Origin of the sequence: Robiginitalea aurantiaca, from assembly GCF_030380815.1 — a bacterium.
Classification (GTDB): domain Bacteria; phylum Bacteroidota; class Bacteroidia; order Flavobacteriales; family Flavobacteriaceae; genus Robiginitalea; species Robiginitalea aurantiaca.
Genome location: NZ_JAUDUY010000002.1, coordinates 308424 through 331979, shown reverse-complemented (window position 1 = coordinate 331979; position 23556 = coordinate 308424). Strand labels below are relative to the sequence as shown.

21 protein-coding genes are annotated in these 23556 nt (G+C 47.4%); 8 read left to right on the top strand and 13 right to left on the bottom strand.

What is annotated here, in order from left to right:
• Positions 1-15: 15 nt before the first annotated feature.
• The 3 genes from QU605_RS05065 to QU605_RS05055 form a co-directional block, all read right to left on the bottom strand.
• The gene (locus QU605_RS05065) at positions 16-2541 is read right to left on the bottom strand and encodes a M14 family metallopeptidase (RefSeq protein ID WP_289724191.1); all 2526 of its coding nucleotides are present in this window, start codon (positions 2539-2541) and stop codon (positions 16-18) included.
• 143 nt (positions 2542-2684) lie between these two features.
• Complete coding sequence (locus tag QU605_RS05060) at positions 2685-3059, bottom strand: PUR family DNA/RNA-binding protein (RefSeq protein WP_289724190.1); 375 nt, start codon at positions 3057-3059, stop codon at positions 2685-2687.
• Between the two features lie 62 nt (positions 3060-3121).
• Positions 3122-4876 carry an ABC transporter ATP-binding protein gene (locus QU605_RS05055; protein WP_289724189.1) on the bottom strand — a complete coding sequence of 585 codons (1755 nt, stop codon included), beginning with the start codon at positions 4874-4876 and terminating at the stop codon, positions 3122-3124.
• A gap of 159 nt (positions 4877-5035) precedes the next feature.
• Here QU605_RS05055 and nusB point away from each other — a divergent pair, with 159 nt between their 5' ends.
• Genes nusB through yajC form a run of 3 tightly spaced genes read left to right on the top strand, consistent with a single transcriptional unit; the run spans position 5036 to position 6833 of the window.
• A complete protein-coding gene (nusB, locus tag QU605_RS05050) occupies positions 5036-5980 on the top strand; it encodes a transcription antitermination factor NusB (protein WP_289724188.1) in 945 nt (314 codons plus the stop codon).
• A gap of 44 nt (positions 5981-6024) precedes the next feature.
• Complete coding sequence (locus QU605_RS05045; RefSeq protein WP_289724187.1) at positions 6025-6510, top strand: DUF1573 domain-containing protein; 486 nt, start codon at positions 6025-6027, stop codon at positions 6508-6510.
• A gap of 32 nt (positions 6511-6542) precedes the next feature.
• Positions 6543-6833: a preprotein translocase subunit YajC gene (gene yajC / locus QU605_RS05040; protein WP_289724186.1), complete on the top strand. Its 291-nt coding sequence runs from the start codon at positions 6543-6545 to the stop codon at positions 6831-6833.
• Between the two features lie 206 nt (positions 6834-7039).
• Here yajC and QU605_RS05035 read toward each other — a convergent pair whose 3' ends face one another.
• Complete coding sequence (locus tag QU605_RS05035; protein ID WP_289724185.1) at positions 7040-8983, bottom strand: adenylate/guanylate cyclase domain-containing protein; 1944 nt, start codon at positions 8981-8983, stop codon at positions 7040-7042.
• On the bottom strand, positions 8973-9452 hold the full coding sequence (locus QU605_RS05030; RefSeq protein WP_289724184.1) for a hypothetical protein: 480 nt from the start codon (positions 9450-9452) through the stop codon (positions 8973-8975). Before QU605_RS05030 ends, QU605_RS05035 begins: the two co-directional genes overlap by 11 nt.
• Positions 9453-9680: 228 nt before the next feature.
• On the opposite strand from QU605_RS05030, the gene QU605_RS05025 reads away from it, so the two are divergent.
• On the top strand, positions 9681-11015 hold the full coding sequence (locus QU605_RS05025) for a Gfo/Idh/MocA family protein (RefSeq protein WP_289724183.1): 1335 nt from the start codon (positions 9681-9683) through the stop codon (positions 11013-11015).
• 17 nt (positions 11016-11032) lie between these two features.
• Here the strand turns inward: QU605_RS05025 and QU605_RS05020 are convergent, their stop codons facing one another.
• Together QU605_RS05020 and pepT are read right to left on the bottom strand one after the other, a co-directional pair.
• Positions 11033-11626, bottom strand: a complete 594-nt coding sequence (locus QU605_RS05020; protein ID WP_289724182.1) for a YdeI/OmpD-associated family protein — start codon at positions 11624-11626, stop codon at positions 11033-11035.
• Positions 11605-12858 carry a peptidase T gene (gene pepT, locus QU605_RS05015; RefSeq protein ID WP_289724181.1) on the bottom strand — a complete coding sequence of 418 codons (1254 nt, stop codon included), beginning with the start codon at positions 12856-12858 and terminating at the stop codon, positions 11605-11607. Before pepT ends, QU605_RS05020 begins: the two co-directional genes overlap by 22 nt.
• A gap of 65 nt (positions 12859-12923) precedes the next feature.
• Here pepT and QU605_RS05010 point away from each other — a divergent pair, with 65 nt between their 5' ends.
• Together QU605_RS05010 and QU605_RS05005 are read left to right on the top strand one after the other, a co-directional pair.
• On the top strand, positions 12924-13358 hold the full coding sequence (locus QU605_RS05010) for a hypothetical protein (protein ID WP_289724180.1): 435 nt from the start codon (positions 12924-12926) through the stop codon (positions 13356-13358).
• Positions 13359-13428: 70 nt separating this feature from the next.
• Entirely contained in the window at positions 13429-14481 is a 1053-nt protein-coding gene (locus QU605_RS05005; protein WP_289724179.1) for a quinone-dependent dihydroorotate dehydrogenase, read from the top strand.
• Between the two features lie 95 nt (positions 14482-14576).
• Here the strand turns inward: QU605_RS05005 and QU605_RS05000 are convergent, their stop codons facing one another.
• From QU605_RS05000 to QU605_RS04990, 3 genes are all read right to left on the bottom strand, one after another.
• Positions 14577-15254 carry a hypothetical protein gene (locus QU605_RS05000; RefSeq protein WP_289724178.1) on the bottom strand — a complete coding sequence of 226 codons (678 nt, stop codon included), beginning with the start codon at positions 15252-15254 and terminating at the stop codon, positions 14577-14579.
• A complete protein-coding gene (locus QU605_RS04995) occupies positions 15244-16104 on the bottom strand; it encodes a beta-keto acid cleavage family enzyme (RefSeq protein ID WP_289724177.1) in 861 nt (286 codons plus the stop codon). Before QU605_RS04995 ends, QU605_RS05000 begins: the two co-directional genes overlap by 11 nt.
• Before the next feature lie 166 nt (positions 16105-16270).
• A complete protein-coding gene (locus tag QU605_RS04990; protein ID WP_289724176.1) occupies positions 16271-16684 on the bottom strand; it encodes a Dabb family protein in 414 nt (137 codons plus the stop codon).
• A gap of 99 nt (positions 16685-16783) precedes the next feature.
• On the opposite strand from QU605_RS04990, the gene QU605_RS04985 reads away from it, so the two are divergent.
• Positions 16784-17650 (top strand): hydroxymethylglutaryl-CoA lyase, encoded by an 867-nt coding sequence (locus QU605_RS04985; protein WP_289724175.1) that lies wholly within the window; start codon positions 16784-16786, stop codon positions 17648-17650.
• A gap of 55 nt (positions 17651-17705) precedes the next feature.
• On the opposite strand, the gene QU605_RS04980 is transcribed toward QU605_RS04985, so the two are convergent.
• A complete protein-coding gene (locus tag QU605_RS04980) occupies positions 17706-19925 on the bottom strand; it encodes a TonB-dependent receptor family protein (RefSeq protein ID WP_289724174.1) in 2220 nt (739 codons plus the stop codon).
• 188 nt (positions 19926-20113) lie between these two features.
• On the opposite strand from QU605_RS04980, the gene guaB reads away from it, so the two are divergent.
• Positions 20114-21586 carry an IMP dehydrogenase gene (gene guaB, locus QU605_RS04975; protein WP_289724173.1) on the top strand — a complete coding sequence of 491 codons (1473 nt, stop codon included), beginning with the start codon at positions 20114-20116 and terminating at the stop codon, positions 21584-21586.
• A 67-nt stretch (positions 21587-21653) separates the two neighbouring features.
• On the opposite strand, the gene QU605_RS04970 is transcribed toward guaB, so the two are convergent.
• The gene (locus tag QU605_RS04970) at positions 21654-22178 is read right to left on the bottom strand and encodes a thioredoxin family protein (protein WP_289724172.1); all 525 of its coding nucleotides are present in this window, start codon (positions 22176-22178) and stop codon (positions 21654-21656) included.
• Positions 22179-22232: 54 nt separating this feature from the next.
• Entirely contained in the window at positions 22233-23474 is a 1242-nt protein-coding gene (gene lysA, locus QU605_RS04965) for a diaminopimelate decarboxylase (protein ID WP_289724171.1), read from the bottom strand.
• Positions 23475-23556 lie beyond the last annotated feature (82 nt).

Sequence of the window (23556 nt, the reverse complement as noted above, 5' to 3'; positions counted from 1 at the left end):
ACCGGGGAGCTTCATTTACATGATATGTCCAAAGAATATGGCATTCATCAGGAGTTTGTTGGTTCCATACCAGAATGCTCTGAAATTGGTGTTGTCAGTAAAAAGGACCACCCTCCCGCGACCGGTCCTTCCAATTTTCAGGGGAACACTCCCTGAGATTAATTCGGCATTCTCCTCGGAGATATACCCGCTCTGCAGGGGAGCAGTTGTATACTGAATGGGATTATTATAGCTCTCGGAATCGGGCTCCAGATAAATGTTGGTATTTCTAAAAAGGAAGATGTTTTCGTTTTTATACCCATAATTAATCGGATGGGAACGATCTGTGCGGGCTTCAAATATGGCGCCTCCGGTGACCTGCGCACCCTGGAAATCGCCCCGTTGTTCAAAGGAGATGTTTTCCGCTTTCAAGGTGTCCTTACGGAATTCAAGCTTCAGCATTTCGTGTTTGTCAAGCCATTGTGCGGTATTGCGGTAGGCGATAAGCGTTCCGCCTTCAGAAACCCATTTCTTGAGCTTATTGGCCATAGATTCTGAAATCCCACCACCCCGGAACCCCGGGATAATTATGTCTGTGTATTTGCTGAGGTCCGCCCGGTCTAAATAGTCTGTATCGATTTTTGTTATTTTCATCTCGTAACGGGTATCGAAGAGATGCCAGATTTCTCCGGCGTCATAGGAGCGTATTCCATCCCCGACCAAAAGCCCAACTTTGGGAAGGTTTATGGGGTCGAATTCCCGGCTTCCCAGATCAATACCTATGGTTTTCCCGGTTTTTACCCCGTGAATACTGACACCGCTCTCATGGGCCAGGCCGCTGAGAAGCGTGTGCATTTCTTCCGAACTCAGGGACTGCCCCTGTACGGGGACCATTACGGTGCCATAATCGTAGGAGGTTCCACCCAACTGAAATTGCTCCTTAGCGACTTTGGCACGAAGGCCTTTTTCTAAAATGGCATTGAGGAGTTTTGGGGTATAGTATTCGTGCCATTCGAACAAATAGGCATAATCACTCGCCTGGTCCACAGTGCCCTGGCGGGGATTCAATTCTGTTATCGCCGGCCCCGTTTCAGGTAGTCTTGCCGTTTCCGCGTAGTCCAGGTTGAAAGCAAGGGGAAAGGTCCATGCCGAAATATCGTAGAAGATACTATCGGTAAATGTAGTTCGCTTTTCAAACATCGCTTTGATGAGCTTTGGATTTTTCTGATCCAGGGGGACTACATAGCTGTATCCTTTTTGAAATTTCTTCCCATCGATTTCAGTATCCGATCCAAGCTCGTGGAAACGGATGCGATGTCTTTGCAGGATTTCGGCCAAATGCCAGGCTCGAGCCCCGTCTTTTGAGTCTCCGAAAATAATACCTCCGGCCGTTTTGCCTTTTGAATTGCGCATTTCCGTAAAGAATTCCCGCTGGTAGTCCAGGAGTTTGGCGCGCATATTCCAGGCCGCATCCATGGTAGAGACAGCAGTTACAAACTGGTTTCGAATGGTAAACGGAAATGCGAGTATTCCGTTTTCACTCTCCTGAATGTGCCCTCTGGAACTCGCCTGTTCAAAAAGGATGCCTATACTTCCATTCACGTCGGGAAACGTGGATCCCTTCCCGTAGTAATAATCGTCATAATCTTCTTCTGAATAATAGAGCGATCCTATTCCGTCAAGGGCTTTGACGTGATAGGTCCCTATTTCTGCAGTGAGTTCCTGGTTGCGTCCCGGAGTGAGTGGGTGTACGCGCGAAGGCTCTCCTGGCTGGAAGAAAAAAGTGGAATTCGTGCCCATTTCGTGGTGGTCCGTAAGAATGTTCGGATACCAGTCGTGGAAGGTTTTTATCCGTGCCCTGCTTTCGGGAAGTTGAACCGGGAGCCAGTCGCGGTTCATGTCGAACCAGTAATGGTTCGTGCGTCCTCCGGGCCAGATCTCGTGGTATTCCCTGTCGTTCTCATCGGGATTCAGGTGCATGCTCCGGTTCGAATTCGCCCAATAGGCAAAACGCTGAAGGCCGTCAGGGTTAAAGGAAGGATCCATCAGGATCACCATATCCTTCAGTTTCGTTTCGATAGCAGGTCCCTGGGCTGCTGCAAGGTAATAGGCGTAAGCCAGTCCGGCGTTTGCTCCACTGGGTTCATTTCCGTGAATGGAAAACCCCTGGTAGATAACAACAGGCATTTCCTCCGGGTTGAGGGAGGAAGCTCCGGCCTCAGTCAGGCCGAGGTGTTCCATGCGGATGGCATCAAGGCGTTGATGGTTTTCGGGAGCAGTAATCTTAAGGAGCAGGATAGGCCTGTCTTCAAAGGTTTTTCCGCGATCTTCAATTTGAATGCGATCTGAGGCCTCCGCCAGGGCGAGCATGTACTGCACCAGTTTATCATGGGTAACGTGCCATTGCCCGACTTCATGGCCGATAACTTCGGCTGGTTTGGGAATGGATGGATCATAGGTGGTTCCTTCCGGAAGGTAATACGAAAGGTCCAGGTCCTCCTGACTTAAGCCGAAAGTATGGATAAGGGTAAGCGCACATATTGTCAGTAAAAACCGTTTCATAGTTCTATAATTATTTGGATGTTGAGAAAGCCTTCCTCTCTTTTTCGGATTGTTACACTCACTTGAGATCGGACCGGAAATCCAGGCCCGGATACAAAAAAAGGCCTTTGTTTCGAAAGGCCTTAAGATTAGAACACGAGGTCCTAAATATCGTCGAAGTCCACATCAGTGAAACTATTCCCCGAAGATTCAACAGATCCGTTTTCTGAAAAGTCCGACTTTTTAAAGTCCTTCTGGTGTCGCTCTGAAATTACTTCCTGTCCTTTTTCGTCGATGATAAAGTCCATCATTTCACTGAGGATTTCCCTAAAGGGCTCAAAATCTTCTTTATAAAGGTATATCTTATGCTTTTTGTAGTGAAACGAACCGTCGTCGTGGGTGAATTTTTTACTTTCAGTAACCGTCAGGTAATAATCCCCGGCCTTGGTGCTGCGTACATCAAAAAAATACGTCCTTCGACCAGCCCTCAATACTTTGGAGTGTATCTCTTCCTGATCAATCAAATCTTTATCACGCATTGGGTCAAAACGGTTGGGTTAGCAAATCAAAAATGTGAAAAAAATGCTAAAACAGCAAGTTTCTAGGATTCTTTCTCGGATAGCTGATTGATGTAAAGCTCCTTGTAGTACCCTTCCTGGGCAAGGAGTTCATCGTGATTCCCCGCCTGAATTATCCGTCCATTTTCCAGAACGATCACCTTGTCAGCGTTGATTGCAGAAGAAATCCGATGGCTTACAATCACGGTGGTCTTCCCTTGGGAGGCTTTCTTTAGATTGGACAGGATCGCCTCTTCGGTTTCTGTATCGACAGCACTCAGGCAGTCGTCAAAAAGATAAATGGTCGGATCTTTAATAAGGGCCCTGGCTATGGAAACCCGCTGTTTCTGACCCCCGCTGAGGGTGATGCCCCGTTCTCCGAGAACGGTTTGATACCCTTTGGAAAAGCCCTCGATATTCGTATCCACTACTGCCATTTTTGCCACTTCCCGTATTTCGTCTAAAGTGGCATCTTCCTTTCCGAAACGTATGTTATTCTCAATGGTATCTGAAAATAAAAAGGCATCCTGGGGGACTGCACCAATAGCTTCCCTAAGCGATGTGAGGTTCAGTTCTTCAACCGGCCTGTCGTCGATTCGGATCTCTCCCGAGCTTACGTCGTAGAGTCTGGGAATCAGCTCGAGGATGGTGCTCTTTCCGGATCCCGTCTTCCCGAGAATGGTAAGAGTTTCCCCAGGACTGATTTCGAATGAAACATCTTTTAGGGCCTCAATGCCCGTATCCGGATAGATAAAGCCAACATTGTCAAAAGTGATCTTTCCGCGTACTGGCGTTTCGACATCCGAATGATTCTGAATGTCGGGTGCCTGCTTCAGGAATTCATTGATCCGTTTCTGTGAAACTTCCGCCCTTTGCACCACCGAAGTCAGCCACCCCACAATGGCCACAGGCCAGGTGAGCATATTGACGTACAGTATAAACTCGGCAATGGTTCCGATAGATTCAATCTCCCCGTTCAGGTATTGAACTCCACCTATATAGATCACAAAAATATTACTCACCCCAATGAGCAATATCATCAGGGGAAAAAACCAGGCATTGACCTTCGCCAGATCCATGCTTTTGGTTTTGCCCTCCAAAGCGAGCGCCTGGGCCTGTTGATTGATCTGCGGCTCCATGACATAGGCCTTAATGACCGAAATTCCTGAAAAGGTTTCCTGGGCAAACGTCGACAGGTCTGACAGGAATACCTGTACCCTTGTACTGCGTTTGTGGATGATGCGGCTGATCCAGTAAATGAGTACAGAGAGGACCGGCAGGGGGGTCAGTGCATAAAATGAAATCGTCGGAGCCTTGATGAACATCAGGGGAATCAGGCAGACAAAAAGCGTAAGGGTCTGCATCCCATACATAATCGCCGGACCGGCATACATCCGCACCTGGGTAACATCCTCACTGATTCGGTTCATAAGATCCCCGGTTCGGTTCGTTTTATAAAAATTCAGACTCAGACGCTGATAGTGATCAAAAACCTCATTTTTCAGATCGTATTCGATATATCGCGAAACATTGATAATGGTTTGCCGCATTAAAAAGGTAAAGAACCCCGAAAGCAGGGCGGCGCCAATAATGATCCCAATGTACTCGAGCAATTGCTGGCGGGCAACGGTCTCGGTGACTTCCGCCGCAAGGTATTTTTCCACCACGCCGATAATCTTGGCGACATAGGATGGCATGACGAGTTGAAACACCCTTGCGGTAATGGTTATAAGGATACCAATAACCAGTTTAAACCAGTATTTCCGGAAGTATTTATTGAGGTGTTTGAGTTCTTTCATTCCTGGGTGGGGTGAAAAATAAGGCTCCCTGTATTTGCGATGTCAAATATAGGTCTTTGCTGCGGATGGGGATGTTATAAGAATGATAAGATGATTTTTGCGTCCTTTTTAAAATAGATTAGTACTTTTGACCTCGTTTACCACTACATAGTTCTTTGCATGTTAACAAGAAGGCATCTCAGGGTTAAGGTAATGCAATGCATTTATGCCCTAGCCCTTGCCAGCGGAGGTTCGCTGGAAAAACAACAAGAGTTTCTCAACAAGAGTATCGGGCAAACCTATACGCTGTATCTTCTGATCTTGTCATTTCTGCGCGAGCTTTATCAGGCGGCGCTAGAACGCTCTGAAAAAGCATCCAGCAATTACCTTAAGTCAGGTCCGCAGGATAAAGGCAACCCACTGCGACTCAGTCAAAATCAACTACTTAAGCAGCTTTCAGAGAACTCAGAACTGACAGAGGCACTCAAGAAGCGAAAATTAAAGCAGTGGTACCTCAACGAAAAATATGTGAAGATTGTCCTTGCTGAATTATTGGACAGTGACCTTTATTCCGCCTACGCCCAAACCGATCAATCCTATGAGACGGATCGGGAATTCCTCATACAGGCATTTCGGGAGATAATCGCACCTAATGATAAGGTCTATGAATTTCTTGAAGACGAAGCGTTAACATGGGTAGACGACCTTCCGCTAATTAATACGCATTTAATCAAACAGTTCCGAAAAGTTAAACCGGACTCTGAGGCTTCGTTTTTCCTTCCTCCGCTTCTTAAAAACAAGGAGGATATGGAGTTTGCCGGGGAGTTATTGAAAAAAACGCTTTTGAAGGGAGAAGAGCTGGAAGCTGAGATCGAAGGGAAAACGCCCAATTGGGATAAAGACCGAATTGCCGAACTGGATGCTATTCTGCTTAAAATGGCGATTGCCGAATTGCTTTACTTCCCATCCATACCTGAACGGGTTTCCATTAATGAATATCTGGAGATTGCCAAGGAGTATTCAACGCCCAAAAGCAGTATTTTCATCAATGGTGTTCTGGACAAGCTCACAAAGGATTACAAGACCTCGGGCAGGCTTAAAAAGACCGGAAGGGGGTTATTGTAACTAAATATTTCCTAATTTTGCACCAATCTTAAAAAAAAGTCATCATGAAAAAATTAAGTATTATTCTCGGAGCTATTGCGATCACTGTATTTGTATCGTGCAAGGAAAAGGCTTCAGAGCGTATTGATGAAGGTAACGTTGCCGTTGCGGCAGAGCGTGACCAGGCATCTAAGAGCCTTCCTTCAATCGCATTTGAAGAGCAGGAGTTTGATTTCGGAACAATTGAGCAAGGTACTCCACAGGAGCACACCTTTGTTTTTACAAATACAGGGGAGGCGCCTCTGATCATTACCAATGCTACCAGCAGCTGTGGGTGCACCATTCCTGACTATCCAAAGAATGTGCCAATCCAACCGGGAGAAAAATCTCAAATGGTTGTCAAGTTCAACGGTTCTGGAATGAACCAGGTCATCAAAACGGTTACCCTGAGCACGAACACAGCCAAAGGGCAGGAAATGATTCGAATCAAAGCATTCGTTCAGCCTAAAGCAGGGGCTTCAACTGCAATGGGACCTGTCTCAGGAAACTAATTGGATAAGCTCCATATAACGAAAACCAGACTATGGGTGATTTAGGACAGTTTCTTCCGCTGATATTGATTTTTGCGGTTGCGTATTTCTTTATGATACGCCCCCAAATGAAAAGGCAGAAAGATGAAAAGAAGTTTGCGGAAGCCTTGAAAAAAGGAGATAAAGTCATCACAAAAAGTGGCCTTTATGGCAAGGTGGTGGATCTCAATGACAAGGATTTCTCCTGTATCATTGAAACAATGGCAGGACGTCTGAAATTTGACCGTTCAGCCATTTCGATGGAGTTGAGCAAGAAGCTTAACACCCCTGCAAAAACGCAGTAGGGGTTTCTTCGAGGGAAGAAAAAAAACACCGGCTTGTTGGTCGGTGTTTTTTTATGCCCCGGTGCTGAGGAGCGCAATTTAAACGCTCCGTACAATGTATTTGGGGATCAATAGTTAAGCCTGAGCGTGCCGGTAGATCATTTTTTCGCAGCTATACGCTTGCGAACAGCTTTGCCGCCTCCACTAAAACAGCAAAGTCAAGGGTTTCAATCTCTCGGGATTTCGATTCCCATGGCATCCACCTGAAGCACCTCTTCCGATTTTTCACGAGGCTTGTTAAGAAAGTACATTTTCATCATTCCCCTGTTCTTCACTTGCAACATTCCCCTGAATTCGCATTCAAAATGATCCTTGATCAGATGGTAGGTGCTTTCTGAAACATTGATTTTCCCGGGCAGGGAACCCGACTCCATGCGGGAAGCGATATTGACGGTATCCCCCCAGATATCGTAGGCAAATTTTTTGGTCCCGACTACCCCGGCAACTACTGGCCCCGTGTGTATTCCAAGTCGTATCTCAAAACCGGTGACTTCCGAGAAGCCGTCCCCGGAGACGATTTCCTGGATCTCCGATGCCACGTGTGCCATTTTAACAGCATGATCCTCTGTAGGAAAGGGCAGGCCTCCTGCGCACATGTAACAATCCCCCATGGTTTTGATTTTCTCCAGGCCATATTTTTCAACGACCTGATCGAAACGGGAGAAATAGTAATCCACAGTTTTTACAAGGTCTTCCGGACTCATTTTTTCAGAATAGGTCGTAAAACCGACAAAATCGGCAAACAGGACGGAAACAGACTGGAATCTTTTTGCTTTAACCCTGCCGTATTTCTTGAGTTCATCAGCGGTTTCCTCAGGAAGAATATTCTTCAGGAGTTCATCAGAGCGCGATTTCTCCTTTTCGATGACATCTCGTGTCCTGCGGATATATATATACCGCCTGTACAGTCCGTAGGCCAGTAAAAATGTCAGAAAGACGATTGCTATGGCCACATAAAGGGCAGCATCCTGTCGTTTCTCCCTCAATTCACTTATTTCTGCTTCTTTTTCGAGAAGGTTGACTTCAGATTGTTTTTGGTCGATCACGTAATTGGTCCGCAGGCGGGCCATCTGTTGGACATTTCCAATATTGCTGATACTGTCCTTATAGGTGGTGTAGTCCTTATAGAATTTAAGGGATTCAGCGGGTCTTCCAAGTAATTCGTACAATTCCGATAGCTGTAGATTTGCATCGCGAATTTGCTCTTTTAGCCTGTACTTCTCAGCAATTTCAAGGCTTTGTTTTGCAGTGCGGATGGCAGCATTGTAGTTTCCCTGGGATTTATGTACATCTGAAATAAAGGGTAAAAAAGCAGACACCCCATAGTAATCCCCTTCTTCTTCCAGGATGTCCAAACAGAGATTGAGCTTTTCAAGGGCCTCAGCATGCCTGCCCTGGGCACCGTAGATCATACCCAGGGAGCCCTCATAATAGCCAATTCCCAAAGTGTAATCAATTGACTTAAAAAGGGCGCCTGCTTCCTCAAAATAGATGAGGGCGGAATCGAGTTTTTCCTGCCGGTAGTAAAAATCCCCTGCATTTGCCAGACCTGTTGCAAGCGAAAGGGTATCGGTGGTCTTACGCAACATTGCAATGGCGCGCTTGTAATATTCGCGTGCATTACCTATGTTATCCATCATGGAGTAGGTATCTGCAATGGTTACATAAACACTTCCAAGTGTGATGGCTGACTCCGTATCCCCGGCATACTTGGCGGCCTGAAAATAATTTTCAATGGCGTCTACCTGATTTCCCAGTCTTAGATAGCCATTGCCTTTTTGCAGGTACCCCGAGTATAATTTTCGTGTGGAATCCTGCCTTAGGGCCACTTCGATTAACACATCACTGTACTCTAAAATCTTTTGGGGATCCTGAAAATCCGTGGCGAGATCAGTCAGAATCTCAAGGCTGTCCCTTGGTTCAAAAGCACCCTGGAGATAGACTTGCTCCAGGCTATCTACTTCGGATTGACTCTGGCTGAATAGCGAAAGCCCGGACATGAACAGGCATACTGCAAAACCAGATGAGGCTTTCCGAATTGCCCGAAAGCCTGTCTGTGCAGAGCGCTTTATAAAAAAGCTGGATATAGTGTTATTGAATTTACCGGCCAACCACCTTTATCTTTGGATCAATATTAAAAGTACCCCTTCTTCTTCTCCCGTCGTTGAATACCCTGAATTGTATTTTGTATTTGTAATCAGCGCCTTCGTCGGTAGTGTTGAGGATGGTTGCGCGGACCTCCCCGTCTTCCCCTCTTATGGTGTTAGAACCAAAAATATCCCGGCCCCCATTGCTTCCTTCATGATTGATGGTCCGGATTTCAACCCTATCCTCGGGCGAAGAAGTGGAAACGCCCCGCCAGATAATCACGTCCCCCACATTCGCCTCAATGGTGTAATCTTCGTTGCTCACATCTGGATCTTGTCCCAAAAAGCCACAAAAATCATTGACATTGGGATTCTCGATATCTGCGGTGTTCACCTCCAGGGTGATCACACGTTCTACCTGTGCTTGCAGGCTTATGCCCAATAAAAAAAAGAAGAGAATTATCGGGGATAGATTGCTTTTGGAAAGTTTCATTGTGATAGTGACTATTATAGTATACGGTTAGAAGTTAACCCAATTATTTTTAATCCTCTAACATTTACCCGTAAATTCCTGTGCTGCCTGCGCTTTACACGATATAATAACTGGCAAACCGTGGATCGCGCAGGAAGGCCATTGAAGTCACTAAAGGCAAATACATGAGGGTTTATAGAAAACAATATGCCCTAAATTCAGTATTTTAAACCTCTATAATCCGCGCTTATGAATCCAAGAAGAACCTTTTTAAAAAATAGCCTGCTCACAGGCTCAGCTGCCTTGCTGCTTCCCTCATCCCTTTGGGCAACCCCCAGGGGAATACTGGGAGCAAACGACCGTATACGCATTGGGCTTATCGGCTGTAATGGCATGGGGTTTTCGAACCTGTCCTCTTTTATGCGTAACCCGGAGATCGAGGTCGCTGCCCTCTGTGATGTAGATACCCGAGTTCTCGACAGGCGGGAAGCAGAACTAATTGAGGCGGGACGTCCCGGACCAAAGCGATTTACAGATTATCGGAAACTTCTGGAGGAGCAGGATATCGACATGGTCATAATAGGTACGCCGGATCATTGGCACTGCCTGCAGCTCATAGATGCCCTGGACGCCGGGAAGCACGTGTACTGTGAAAAGCCGCTTGCGAATTCCATCGATGAGGCAGATCGGATGTTAAACGCAGTTCACAATTCAAACCGCATGGTTCAGGTGGGTCAGTGGCAAAGGAGCGAACCCCACTTCGAAAAGGCTATTTCCTTTGTGCACTCGGGAGCGCTGGGCCAAATAAGGCTCGTAAAGTCATGGGCCTATCAGGGATGGATGAAGCCCATACCTGTATTGCCCGATTCAGAAGCTCCGAAAGAGGTGGACTACAATATGTGGCTTGGTCCGGCGGCTAAAATGCCTTTTAACCCAAATCGGTTCCATTTCAATTTTCGATGGTTCTGGGATTACGCAGGCGGTCTCATGACGGACTGGGGAGTACATCTTATCGACTACGCCCTCTATGGGATGAAGGCTGCGAGTCCAATTTCAATTACGGCTACAGGTGGGAAATTCGCCTACCCCAACGACGCTTCTGAAACTCCGGATACCCTGCAGGCCATATATGAATTTAGTGATTTTACGCTTCTCTGGGAACACGCCACAGGAATCGATGGGGGGAATTATGGCCGAAATCACGGGATTGCATTTATTGGAAATAACGGTACTCTGGTCCTGGACCGGGGGGGCTGGGAGGTTATCCCGGAAGTGGAACACGAGGGCTGGCGCAGGCTCACTGACAAGCCCAAGATGGAAGCCGTACCGCTGCAGCCTTCAATGAATAGCGGGCTAAACCTGCATACTTCAAACTTTCTGGAAGCGTTGAAAACCGGTAACCCCTCGATGCTGAAGGCGCCTGTGGAAGTTGGTTATCATGCCGCCAGGGTATGCCACATGGGCAATGTGGCCTATAAGATGGGGGGTAAGGTTTACTGGGACAGTGAATCGGGTCGTTTTAAGGACCCCGAAGCCAACGCCATAGCCCGAAGCCATTATCACAATGGCTGGAGCCTGGATTGAGCATCCGCAGAATGTCTTTATTTGCGATACCTGTCGTTAAGGCCAACCCCTTTAGCGATCATTGGGATGATTTTTTCCAGTCGTCTATCGCGGGTTATTTTTTGTTTGGCCGATGCGATGTATTCGCAATAATCATTCTGTTTGTAAGGGGTAAGCCCGAAGAATGCGGTATTTAGTGCGGGATCTGCCAATAAGAGGGCCTTTAAATCAGATGGAATTTCGCGATTCACAGACGGTTTGTGGCCGACCTTCAGGCCTTTCTTTTCGATCAGGATCGCCTCTTCCATGTACGCTTTCACTTTTTCGGCTTCAATGTGATCATCAGTCCTGAATTTCCAATGGCGCATGGCCCTGGTTTTCCCTTCCTGTGCATTCTGCAATACGCCCAGGGGATCCGACAGAAAAACCCCATTAAAAAACCAAAGGCCATAATGGTTTTTGAACGCCATGATTCCCAGGATATTTTTCCCCGCCCAGGTGTATACTGGCGCATTCCATTTCAGGGTTTCTTCTAGTCCGCATTCCAGTGCGAGTGTCCGCAGGGTTGCGATACCTTCTTTGAAAGCTCCGCTTTTTTGGAAATAGGCTTCTAGCTTCTCATTTGCTTCCATGTTTCCGGGGATTTTGTTGCCGTTAACTCGCAAATCCTGACGATAACTTCCACAGCTTTTTCCATACTTTGCAACGGGATGTATTCGTATTTCCCGTGGAAATTATGACCTCCGGCGAAAATATTAGGGCAGGGGAGACCCATATAACTCAATTGAGATCCATCCGTACCTCCCCGAATGGGTTTTAGAATAGGTGTTATCCCAACCAATCGCATCGCCTCCTCTGCCACTTCTACAATCGGAAAAACCGGAAGTATTTTTTCTTTCATATTGTAGTACTGGTCTGTGATATCCAGTTCTATTCCAGTTGCGTATTTCTCTCTGGCAGCCCTTACAAGGGATTCGAGGTGCGTTTTGCGTTTTTCAAATTGTGCCCTGTCGTGATCCCGGATAATTAACTGGGCGGAGGCCTCCTCGATATGGCCCTTCAGGTGATGGATATGGTAAAAACCCTCACGATCTTCAGTGCGTTCCGGGACCTCATTTTCCGGAAGTCCTGATAAGACCTCCCGAATTACGGTAATCGCATTGATCATTTTGTCTTTGGCAAGCCCGGGATGCACGCTCTTCCCCAAAGCGCGTATCTCAGCTTTAGCGGCGTTGAAATTTTCATATTCCAGTTCCCCGATCTCGCTTCCGTCCACAGTATAGGCCCATGCAGCCCGGAAAGCATCAACATCGAAGTGGTGGGCACCCCTTCCGATCTCCTCATCAGGGGTAAAACAAATTCGAACCTCCCCATGGGGGATTTCAGGATGCTTTATCAGGTATTCGACAGCGCTAATGATCTCTGCGATGCCCGCTTTGTCATCGGCCCCGAGAAGCGTGGTGCCGTCGGTCACGATCAGGGTTTGTCCTGTGTAGTTTGTCAGTTCGGGAAAGTAATTCGGGGACAGGACAATGTTCTTTTGACTATTGAGCACAATGTCCCTTCCGTCGTAGTTTTCGATTACCCTGGGCTTTACTCCCTCAGCTGTAAAATCCGGGCTTGTATCAAAATGGGAGATAAATCCAATTGTGGGTACCGGGCCATTCGTATTCGAAGGCAGGGTAGCGGTTAGGTAAGCCTTGTCGCTCAAGGCAACCTCCTGAAGCCCGATTTCTTCGAGATCTTGCTTAAGCAATTTAGCCAAGTCCCATTGCCGCTCCGAGCTCGGGCAGCTAGCGGAATTTGGATCACTCTCAGTGTTTATTTGCACATAACGCAGAAATCGCTCTTTAAGGGAATTCATAGGATCTTTTCTTCAAAAATAAATTTATGTATTCGAATAAAGCATCTCTTTTGTAATTTCGGACCATGTTTTGGAAAAACCTCTTTTTAGGCATTTTAGGTCTGGCCATAGGTCATTCTTACGGGCAGGACTGTCCTTTAGGGTTAGGTGGCACGGACCCGCAACAAATCGCCAAGGTCTTTGAATTTGATGTAAATCAGCAGGAACGTATGCTTCAATGGGTGGATTCTCTGGAGACGAAAAACGGCCCTTTGCAGACAAAACTCGATGAGCTTCTGGCGTCTCATCCCCAACGAACCCCGGATGAGCTTTCGGCTATGGGACAGAAATACGAGGCGATTAAAGAGGAGATGGTCCGCAATTCGCGATTCTACGACAGGCTCGTTCTCGGTATTTTCCGACCCGCACAGTATCGGAAATACGAAGAATTATGTGCGGAACTCGACCTGTACCCCCTGGAGCCTACCTCGCAGGCGATGTTAGGTGGGGATAAACATTAGTGACCGCCCTTAAAAGGGAGTAGGAGGCCTGAGGGGAAGTTTGTACTTTTGGTCAAATTTTCCGGCCCAGATGTATAAGAAACTCATACGCCCGCTTCTCTTCCGTTTTGATCCTGAAAAAGTTCATCACTGGTCTTTTAAAACCATAGGCCTTTTGTATCGCTTTGGTTTTGGCCCCCTTATACGGATGCGGTTCCTTCAAAGGGATAAACGCCTGGAAACAAAAGTTTTGGGGCTAACTTTTCCGAATCCTGTTGGGCTGGCTGCGGGTTTTGACAAGGATGCCAGGTTATTTCGGGAACTCGCTGGGTTTGGCTTCGGATTTATAGAGATCGGGACACTTACACCAAGGCCTCAGGAAGGCAATCCCAAAAAGCGCCTCTTCCGTCTAAAAGCGGACCAGGCCATTATTAACCGCATGGGTTTTAACAACCAGGGGGTTGACATTGCTGTTGACAGGTTAAAGGTTCCCCATGACGTTTTGGTTGGCGGGAATATAGGGAAGAACAAAACGACCCCAAATGACCAGGCGGTGGAGGACTATTTGTATTGCCTGAAGGAGCTTTATCCGTATGTCGATTATTTTGTGGTCAATGTTAGTTCTCCAAATACCCCCGGGCTAAGGGAACTTCAGGATAAAGCCCCCCTTACGGAATTGCTCAGCATGCTTAAGAAAGCCGGTAAACTGCATGCCGCTTCCCATGATACCAGGGAAAAACCAATACTTCTTAAAATCGCACCGGACCTCAACGAGACACAGCTTTTGGATATTGTTGAAATTATAGAAGATACGGGAACGGATGGCGTCATCGCCACCAACACAACGATTTCCCGGGAGGGGCTTCGTTCGGAGCCATCTTTGTCCGGGGAAACGGGGGGCTTAAGTGGCAAGCCACTTGCAGGCAGGAGTACGGAGGTGATCCGTTTTTTGCATCAAAAAAGTAACGGTGCTTTCCCGATTATAGGCGTAGGGGGTATCCACAGTGCAGAAGATGCCCTGGAAAAACTGGATGCCGGGGCAAGCCTTGTGCAACTGTGGACCGGATTTGTTTATGAGGGCCCGGCTCTGATAAAACAGATCAATACCGCATTGCTTAAGCGCAATCTTTCCTTAGATACATAAGGAATCCTTTAGATGCGCTTTGAAGCATGGGGTGGCATCTCGATTCCATACGCGTATCTTTGCCCAGGGGGTCAAAAGGGACTTTGGGAGGGAAACTAGGCCCTGGAAGAGGGGTATTTTTTGAGGAGAAAATTCCTTTTGTATTTGCCAAACAACCCGATATGCAACCAAAGTTCTGAATGCCTGGCGTTCAATTTTGCTTTAAACTTTTGTGAGGATTTATTGAAATACTGGGTTATGCTGTAGCAGCGGATTTTCCCTTCGTCGGCAAGCTTTTTGTATCCCTGATAACGCAGATAGGGGGCAAGACTCCGACCCCGGTAATCTTCGTATGTATACATGTTCTCCAGATAGGCCTCGTCTTTGGACAAATCAATGCGATTTCCTCTATACGTAAAGCTGTGGTAGCGCATCAGCATAAAGGCTGCAAGGGCATCCTGCCGGAAAAGCCCCACGGCCTGATAATCGGATTGGAGTCGATCCATGAGTTCTTCGGTATTCCAGCGGAGGTTTTGGTAGAGTTCTAAGACTACCTTTTTATCCACAGGCCCTGTATTGTAAAGGGCCGGGTCGTCCCGGATTTCCGGTTCTTCACAGAGATGGAGGCCTTCTTCATCAATCCAATATGGATTTATGGAAATCCCCACCCTGAGTAACAGATTAAAAAAGCTATGCAGGATTAACCCGTGTTTGATTCGGTGGCGGATCAGATGAAGTTTGTAAAACCTGCCGGCTTCCCGGTGTGAAGTTTCTTTTTTAGTATTATCTGCCATAGTTCCCATTTCCAGGCTTTAATTCCAGACGCTTTCGGAGTTCAGAAGGGGGCATTACGGCTCTTTCGTTTACCCGCGCCAAATTGTGTATCCGCTCCAGCAGGGCACGATTGGTGGCCAGGGTAGTTCGTCCTGCATCGTACCAGATATTGTCTTCTATCCCAACCCGGACTCCCCCTCCCATGGCAATAGCAGTCGAATTCATCCTTAATTGCCCATTTCCGATACCCGCAAGGCTCCAACAGGAGTCATTTGGTAATTCGTTCACCATCATCCCGGCATGAAGCAGGTTCGCCTGGGCACAGGCGATGTTCCCCAGGAGCAAATTAAAATAAAAGGGTGGCTCAAGTAGGCCTTTTCGGTGAAGGTAGTGGGCGTAGTTGATCATTCCCAGGTCAAAGGCCTCGAGTTCCGGGAGGATTCCGCGATTTTTCATCACACGGGCCAGGTCCTGGACCATGGATGGCGCATTAATACTGGCGGTCTGGTTGAAATTTAAAGAGCTCAGGGTTAGGCTTCCCATATCGGGTTTAAGGTTCCCATCGAGATAAAGCGGGTCTGCGCGCTGAGACAGTTCTGTAAAGTTGCGCCCACTCAAAGAGACACAAATGATGAGTTCGGGGGCAAAATCCCTGATGCCCCGAATGATCTCCGCGTAAATTTCCTTTTTATACGTCGGGACTCCTGACAGGGGGTCCCTGGCGTGGAGATGGACCATGGTAATGCCCAGGTCGCATGCTTTATGGACATCCCGGACTATTTCGTCCACATCGACAGGCACATGGGGCGTCAATTCCTTGGTGGGGATCATCCCCGTTGGGGTAAAGTTGACAATTAATTGTTCTGTCATCGCTATAACCTTTCAGGTTTTAAATGCTTTTTAGGTCCTTAAAACTATTCGAACTATATCTGGTTTATCAAATTATAGGATGTTTCGGCCGTTAATTCGTCAAAAAGAGGTGTCTGGAACGAGGCCACTGCGAAAACCCTTCATATACTTACCTCAGAAAAGGTTCTTAGGGTGTCTTCGGGTGAATCCAGTAATCCAAAACAAGGACATCTTCCAGCCATGGGGTAATGAGTTCCCCAAAGCGCTTGTGTTCCGGATGTGGCAAGTACGCATCGCGGTCAGCTTCCGAATCGAAGGTTAGTATAAAGCTGTGCGTGAATCCTTTATTGAGACCTTCGGGAGAATTATTGGTACCCCATTCAAAGGCCCTAATTTCCGATATCCTGGACGGCAGTGATGCAAAGGCCTTTTCAATTTGCTCAATGGTTCTCGGAGCAGTTTCTGATTTGAATTTAAAAAGAACTACGTGTCGCAACGCAGTGTTTTTATCTTTAGAGACAGGCATTTTATAAAGATCGACAATTTGGGCCTGAGTACAAGGTGCGCATAACATGAACACAAAAAACACGATGATTTTCATACGGATGGGATTTTGTCCAGTATTGGAAGATACGAAAACACGTTATGAATTCTGGCTTCCGGGAATTAGTGATACTTTTGAAGTGGAAAATAGTTAGGGATGCCTGAACGCGTTAAAATAATAGAATGCCCTAGAGACGCAATGCAGGGGATACGGACTTTTATACCTACGGATGCTAAAATACGGTATATTCAGTCCTTGTTAAATTGTGGCTTCGACACCATAGATTTTGGAAGTTTTGTATCACCCAGGGCCATTCCGCAGATGTCTGATACTGCTGCAGTTCTCGCTGGGCTGAATCTTGAAAAAACAAACAGCAACCTGCTGGCTATCGTGGCCAATCTCAGGGGGGCAGAAGCTGCATCTGAATTTCCCCAGATTGCTTTCCTTGGGTATCCGTTTTCCATTTCCGAGAATTTTCAGATGCGGAATACCCACAAAACTATAGAACAGTCGGTGGATATACTGAAGGATATTCTCGATGTGGCCGCCGGCAGTGGCAAGGAAGTGGTCACGTATATCTCTATGGGTTTTGGAAATCCCTATGGGGATCCCTGGGATATCGATATTGTCGGGGAATGGACAGAACGATTGATCGGGATGGGTGTTAAAATCCTCTCGCTTTCGGATACAATAGGGAGTTCAACTCCGGAAATCATATCTTACCTTTTTACAAACCTGATACCGCACTATGACCAGGTGGAATTCGGGGCGCACCTGCATACCCATCCGTTGAGCTGGCACGAGAAAGTGGAGGCCGCATACAAATCAGGATGCCGGAGATTTGACGGGGCGATTCAGGGATTTGGCGGGTGTCCCATGGCCAAGGATGAGTTAACCGGTAATATGCCCACAGAAAAATTACTGTCCTATTTCACAAGCCAGAAAGCAGATACCGGGGTAAACTGGATGGCATTTGAGGCCGCCTATAACAAGGCAAAGGACCTTTTCCAGAACTACCTCTGATCGCTTCGCAATAACCTGCCAGACGGTGGGCAGGACTTCACTGGAAATACTCCCATTAGTAGCGAAGTTGCAGCCCTGCAAACGCCCCGAAAGGATGTCCTGGTCTCAGCCCAGCGGGAACCCTGGAAACCAGGTAGGTCTCGTCCAGGAGGTTGATGATGTTCGCGGTAAGGCTCAGGTGTTTTCCCGCGTGGTATTTGCCGGCAAAGTCCAGAATAAAATTTGAAGCTACTTTTTCTCCATCCGGAATAGGTCCCTGCCCTGCCTGGGTTCGGAATTCCCCTGTGAACCGCGCATTGACATTCAGTTCAAATTTATCGTGTTCCAGGCTCAGGCCTGCATTCCACAGATGCTTTGAAATATACGGCATTTCATCTCCCACACTCACCTCTCCCCAAAGGTCTTCATCGCTTCCGAAATCACTCTGGAAGGCTGTGTCTGTGTAGGTGTAGGAAAAGGTTATAGGGAGGTCGAATTTTGAATTCCCTTGCAGCAAATTGTAGTTCAGAAGAAGCTCAACCCCACCTACGTTGACTGCCCCGGCGTTGAATTGATCCAGCGATCCGGTACCTCCGGAGGCAGCCAGGTCACTCCCTAAAAGATTGCTGTAATCATTGAAAAAACCAACAAGCTCCCCGGCGAAGTCTCCAAATGAGAATCGGGTCCCTATCTCATAATTAATACTCTCTTCCGGATTTTGTCCTTCTTCACTACCCGGAGGGGCAAACCCTTTGTGTACCCCTCCGAAGAGCGACAGGTTCTGGAAATTGTAATTAAAGCCAATCCCGGGAATAAAAATATCCACCTTGTTTTCCCTGGTAGAAAGGTCTGCTCCCGTTCGGTCAGGATCTGCATTCCCATAATTTACTCTACCGAGGGTCATGTTCTCGTAACGCAAACCAGGGGTGAGGGTAAGGTCATTGATTTTGAACTTATACATGGTATAGGCAGCAAAGGCACGGGCATCACTAATGCGATTGGCATCTGTACCCGGAATGCCCTCCGTGGTTAACAGCAGTTGCCCGTTTTGCATGGCATAATCGTCCAGCCACTGATACCGGTCTTCTTCATCATAATGGTATCTCAGGCCTACCTCTATATCGTGAAAGGTTTTCCTTCCTGTCCAGTGGAGGTCGAGTTTTGTCTGAATCCCCGTTGAGAGATATTCCCTGTTATTGTTCTTGAGGGAAAGCGCATCTGCCGGACTATCTGCGCTTCCACTGACTACCTGGTAGTACGAATCGAAAGTTTCGGGATCCTCCAGAATATCGGCAATACCTTCCCGGGCTCCGTCTAAGGTCAGGTAGTCGAGTTTATACCAGTTCCGATTGAAGTCGTTTCTGTAACCCGTGGTGCTAATCCTGAAATTTTCGCTTAAATCCAGGGTGTGCGAAATGGTAAATTGCACGTGATCCGTTGACATCAGATCCTGCTGAGATCCCGCATAGCGCCTTAAGGGCGTCGCTTCAAAATCACTTTGGGTCAGTCCCAGGTATGTTTCATCGGAGCGTTCGTCTGAATACTGGAATTTGAACTCTAGAGCTTGTTGTATAGCAGCTTCCGGACTCGTATTCAGGCGGAATTTGGCCACCAGGTCATTTTTGTTAAAACCGGTATCCCCGCCTCCGTCCAGGATCTTAAAGCCATCGGAACTGTAGTTCAGGTACTCAACGGCATATCCAAAATTCTTCCGGCTATCCCCCAACTGGGTATGGAGTCGGGAACTCTGAAAACTCCCGTAACTCGCATTGAGGAAGGCTCCAAAGGTCTCAGGCACTTCCGTGCTGAGCATATTGATGGCCCCGCCTGTGGTATAGGGACCATATTGCACCTGACTACTCCCTTTAAGTACCTCAACCGATTGCATTCGGGCAATCGTCGGGAAATAGTACGCTGCCGGGGCACTGTATGGGGCCGGGGCGATCAGGACCCCATCTTCCATTACGGTAATTTTGGAACTCCGCTCCGGAGAGGTACCCCTTAAGCTGATGTTGGGCCGGAGTCCAAAGCCATCTTCCTCAACCACATTTACCCCGGGTACGGATCTCAGTACCCTGCTGACATCTGTATAGTTAAATTTCTGAATTTCCTCAGGTGAAATATAATAGGATGAACCCGTGCGATTTTTTGCTGCAAACTTGCTTCCGAATATCACCTTGGCTTCAAGTACCACTTCGCTAAGGTTAACGGGAGTGCCCAGAGCAGTAGTATCCTGCTGTTGAGAAAAAAGCATGGGGGGGAGAAATATCAAAAGAACCTTCGTCAATGCACGCATGATTGTCTTAATTTGGACTAATTCTAAATAAAGTACAAATCTAAAACCTAACTTCTAATTTCCAAATTTCGGGAGCTAAAATCTTTGGTTTTTTTAAAGAGAAGTGTTGGTGACTATATCCCAGAGAATAAACTCCTTTCCTTACCCCAAAAAGTAGTATCTTTGCACGCAATTAATCCTTAATTGCCATGGAAGCTCACAGCGCCAAAATACTCGGAGAGGGCCTTACCTACGAAGACGTCCTCCTGGTTCCAAATTATTCCGAAGTACTCCCACGAGAAGTAAATATCCAAACCCAGTTTACGCGGAATATCCGGATTAATATTCCCATCGTATCCGCAGCCATGGATACGGTGACCGAATCCCGAATGGCGATTGCCATAGCCCGTGAAGGGGGAATTGGCGTGTTGCATAAGAATATGACTATTGAAGGTCAGGCCATGAAGGTTCGCAAAGTCAAAAGGGCGGAAAGCGGAATGATTCTGGACCCGGTGACCCTGCCTTTGGATGCCGTGGTACAGGATGCCAAGGCGAGTATGAAGGAGCACAGTATCGGGGGAATCCCGATTGTGGATGATTCGGGTCGTTTGATTGGGATTGTAACCAATCGGGATTTACGGTTTGAGAAAAATAATGAAAGGCCGATATCGGAGGTGATGACTTCGGAGAACCTTGTCACTGTTGGTCAGGGAACCTCCCTGGAGGAAGCCGAAGACATCCTCCAGGAAAATAAAATTGAAAAACTCCCTGTTGTTGATGCGGAGTACAAACTCGTCGGGCTCATCACTTTTAGGGATATTACCAAACTCACCCAAAAACCAATCGCGAATAAAGATTCCTATGGCCGACTTCGGGTGGCGGCAGCCATCGGGGTGACACCTGATGCCGTGGAAAGGGCAACGGCCCTTGTCGGTGCCGGCGTGGATGCTATTGTGATCGATACAGCACATGGCCATACCAGGGGAGTGGTTCAGGTTTTAAAAGATGTCAAAAAAGCATTTCCCAACCTGGATGTGATTGTTGGGAATATCGCGACCGCTGAGGCAGCGCGCTATTTGGTGGATGCCGGAGCGGATGCTGTTAAAGTAGGTATTGGCCCGGGTTCAATCTGCACTACACGGGTTGTTGCCGGAGTCGGTTTTCCTCAATTCTCGGCGGTGCTGGAAGTAGCCGAAGCGATCAAGGGAAGCGGTGTCCCGGTAATTGCCGATGGCGGGATACGCTACACGGGGGATATACCGAAGGCTATTGCTGCGGGAGCGGACACGGTAATGCTCGGTTCCCTGCTGGCCGGAACAAAGGAATCTCCCGGTGAGACCATTATTTACGAAGGACGGAAATTCAAGTCCTACAGGGGTATGGGTTCTGTAGAGGCGATGAAACACGGTTCAAAGGACCGCTATTTTCAGGATGTGGAGGATGATATCAAAAAGCTTGTACCCGAAGGCATAGTAGGCCGGGTACCCTACAAAGGGGATCTGTTCGAGAGCATTCACCAGTTTGTCGGTGGGCTAAGGGCTGGAATGGGGTATTGTGGAGCCGCCAATATTGCAGCATTAAAGGAAAATGGGCGTTTTGTGAAAATTACCTCCAGTGGCATCCATGAAAGCCACCCGCACGATGTCACTATTACCAAGGAATCGCCCAATTATAGTCGTTAATCGCATTGGCCTGAAGAATTTCAGGCATCGCTGAAAAAAAATAGGTGTTTTTGATCGGTGGTGCAGTCTACCGGCCCTCAACGCTGTATTCCTGCCAGTCTTTCTGCTTGTAGATATCCTCCCCGAAAAATTTGGCGATCTTCAGGAAATCCCCGGGTTTCTGATAGCCGGGTACCGGAGACAGCATACGTATGTCTTCATCGAGGAAAACCACTGTGGGATAGCTCATTTGTCCCTGCAAAAGGGAAGCTGCCAATTGGTGATATCCCCGGCGACCTGAAGCCACGAAGGTATAGGTCTTGCCGCCGTATTCGATAGGTTCTTTTTGCTCGGCATCCAATTTGACCATATAGAAGTGCTCGCGCATGTACGCGGCTACCTCAGGGTTCTGAAAGGTATCCTTGTCCATTTTTTTGCACCAGCCACACCAATCCGTGTAAACATCGATAAAGAGCTTTTTGGGCTGAGGATCTGTTGAGGCTTTCTGCACAGCTTCTTCCCAGGTCATCCAGGAAACTTCCTGACCCCGAACCCCTGAAAGGGCAAGAAAGCATAAAATCAGAGTGATGCTTATGTATTGAATCTTTTTCATCTCTTAGATAAGCGCAATTTGGTGCGTTAAAAACCTAACGTTCAAAAGCGGCTTTTATTTTACGTTTACAACCCTTTCCTCAGGCTCAAAAAGGCCTGCAGGATCCACCTGATTCCGGGTGATATCCTCGAAGGTCTCGTGAGCGCGTATCAGGTGCGCTTTACCTTCGTGCCAGAGTACTTCCGCCGGACGGTATCTCGAATTATAATTACTCGCCATAGAGAAACAATACGCCCCGGCATTCTTAAAACACAGGATATCCCCTTCCGAAATCTCGTTAATCCGACGATTGCTGCCAAAGGTATCGGTTTCACAAATATAACCCACAACGGAGTAATAGCGTTCTTTTCCCCCGGGATTGGATATGTTGATGATCTCATGTGAGGCACCGTAGAACATGGGGCGGATCAGATGGTTGAATCCGGAATCAACCCCTGCAAATACGGTGGAGGTAGTCTGTTTTACGACATTCACCCGGGCCAGGAAATAACCGGCTTCGCTTACGAGGAATTTTCCGGGCTCGAATGCGAGGACGAGTTCTTTTCCATACTCCTTGCAAAAGTCATTAAATCTGCTTCCGAGTTTGCTTCCCAGTTCTTCCACATTGGTTTGGATATCCCCTTCCTTGTAGGGCACCTTGAAGCCGCTCCCAAAATCAATAAAGTCGAGGTTTCTGAAATTCTTTGCCGTTTCGAAAAGGATTTCAGAGGCATAAAGAAACACTTCGATGTCCAGGATGTCACTTCCCGTATGCATGTGGATCCCATTGATATTCATTCCGGTGAGGTCGACAATTCTAAGGAGGTGTGGAATCTGGTGTATGCTAATTCCGAATTTAGAATCAATATGCCCTACCGAAATGTTGGAATGACCCCCGGCCATCACATGAGGGTTAATACGGATACAGACAGGTACCTCGGGATGCCTGGATCCGAATTGCTCGAGTACGGAAAGGTTATCGATATTTATCCGAACCCCCAGACCTGCTGCCTCTTCAAGCTCACTTAGAGATACACCGTTAGGGGTAAAAATAATTTCTTCCGGGCTGAAACCCGCGTGAAGCCCCAGGCGTACTTCCTGAATGGATACGGTATCCAGGCCACTGCCCAATTGCTTCATCAGACGCAGGATACTGAGGTTTGAAAGCGCTTTGACCGCGTAATTCAGCTTGAGGGAGGGTACGGACTTAAAGGCCCTGGTGAGCCTTTCATATTGGGATCGAATCTTTTCGGAATCATAGAGGTAGAGAGGAGCACCGAACTCTTCTGCTACGTTGTTTAAAATCTGAGCGTCCACAACTTAAAGGGTTTAAGCAAAACTAGAATACTTTAAGGGCATGCGCAATAAGGAACAGCTTTAAAAAACAAACAATATGTTA

What these genes read in the sequence shown, in the direction of transcription:
- QU605_RS05020 (WP_289724182.1), bottom strand. Translation starts at nt 11,626, where the DNA reads ATGGAAGCAAATGAGAAGCTAGAAGCCTATTTCCAAAAAAGCGGAGCT.
- guaB (WP_289724173.1), top strand. Translation starts at nt 20,114, where the DNA reads ATGGAAGCTCACAGCGCCAAAATACTCGGAGAGGGCCTTACCTACGAA.
- QU605_RS05000 (WP_289724178.1), bottom strand. Translation starts at nt 15,254, where the DNA reads ATGGCAGATAATACTAAAAAAGAAACTTCACACCGGGAAGCCGGCAGG.
- QU605_RS04980 (WP_289724174.1), bottom strand. Translation starts at nt 19,925, where the DNA reads ATGCGTGCATTGACGAAGGTTCTTTTGATATTTCTCCCCCCCATGCTT.
- pepT (WP_289724181.1), bottom strand. Translation starts at nt 12,858, where the DNA reads ATGAATTCCCTTAAAGAGCGATTTCTGCGTTATGTGCAAATAAACACT.
- QU605_RS05055 (WP_289724189.1), bottom strand. Translation starts at nt 4,876, where the DNA reads ATGAAAGAACTCAAACACCTCAATAAATACTTCCGGAAATACTGGTTT.
- QU605_RS05005 (WP_289724179.1), top strand. Translation starts at nt 13,429, where the DNA reads ATGTATAAGAAACTCATACGCCCGCTTCTCTTCCGTTTTGATCCTGAA.
- QU605_RS05045 (WP_289724187.1), top strand. Translation starts at nt 6,025, where the DNA reads ATGAAAAAATTAAGTATTATTCTCGGAGCTATTGCGATCACTGTATTT.
- nusB (WP_289724188.1), top strand. Translation starts at nt 5,036, where the DNA reads ATGTTAACAAGAAGGCATCTCAGGGTTAAGGTAATGCAATGCATTTAT.
- yajC (WP_289724186.1), top strand. Translation starts at nt 6,543, where the DNA reads ATGGGTGATTTAGGACAGTTTCTTCCGCTGATATTGATTTTTGCGGTT.
- QU605_RS04990 (WP_289724176.1), bottom strand. Translation starts at nt 16,684, where the DNA reads ATGAAAATCATCGTGTTTTTTGTGTTCATGTTATGCGCACCTTGTACT.
- QU605_RS05025 (WP_289724183.1), top strand. Translation starts at nt 9,681, where the DNA reads ATGAATCCAAGAAGAACCTTTTTAAAAAATAGCCTGCTCACAGGCTCA.
- QU605_RS05065 (WP_289724191.1), bottom strand. Translation starts at nt 2,541, where the DNA reads ATGAAACGGTTTTTACTGACAATATGTGCGCTTACCCTTATCCATACT.
- QU605_RS05060 (WP_289724190.1), bottom strand. Translation starts at nt 3,059, where the DNA reads ATGCGTGATAAAGATTTGATTGATCAGGAAGAGATACACTCCAAAGTA.
- QU605_RS05010 (WP_289724180.1), top strand. Translation starts at nt 12,924, where the DNA reads ATGTTTTGGAAAAACCTCTTTTTAGGCATTTTAGGTCTGGCCATAGGT.
- QU605_RS04985 (WP_289724175.1), top strand. Translation starts at nt 16,784, where the DNA reads ATGCCTGAACGCGTTAAAATAATAGAATGCCCTAGAGACGCAATGCAG.
- QU605_RS05030 (WP_289724184.1), bottom strand. Translation starts at nt 9,452, where the DNA reads ATGAAACTTTCCAAAAGCAATCTATCCCCGATAATTCTCTTCTTTTTT.
- QU605_RS04995 (WP_289724177.1), bottom strand. Translation starts at nt 16,104, where the DNA reads ATGACAGAACAATTAATTGTCAACTTTACCCCAACGGGGATGATCCCC.
- QU605_RS04970 (WP_289724172.1), bottom strand. Translation starts at nt 22,178, where the DNA reads ATGAAAAAGATTCAATACATAAGCATCACTCTGATTTTATGCTTTCTT.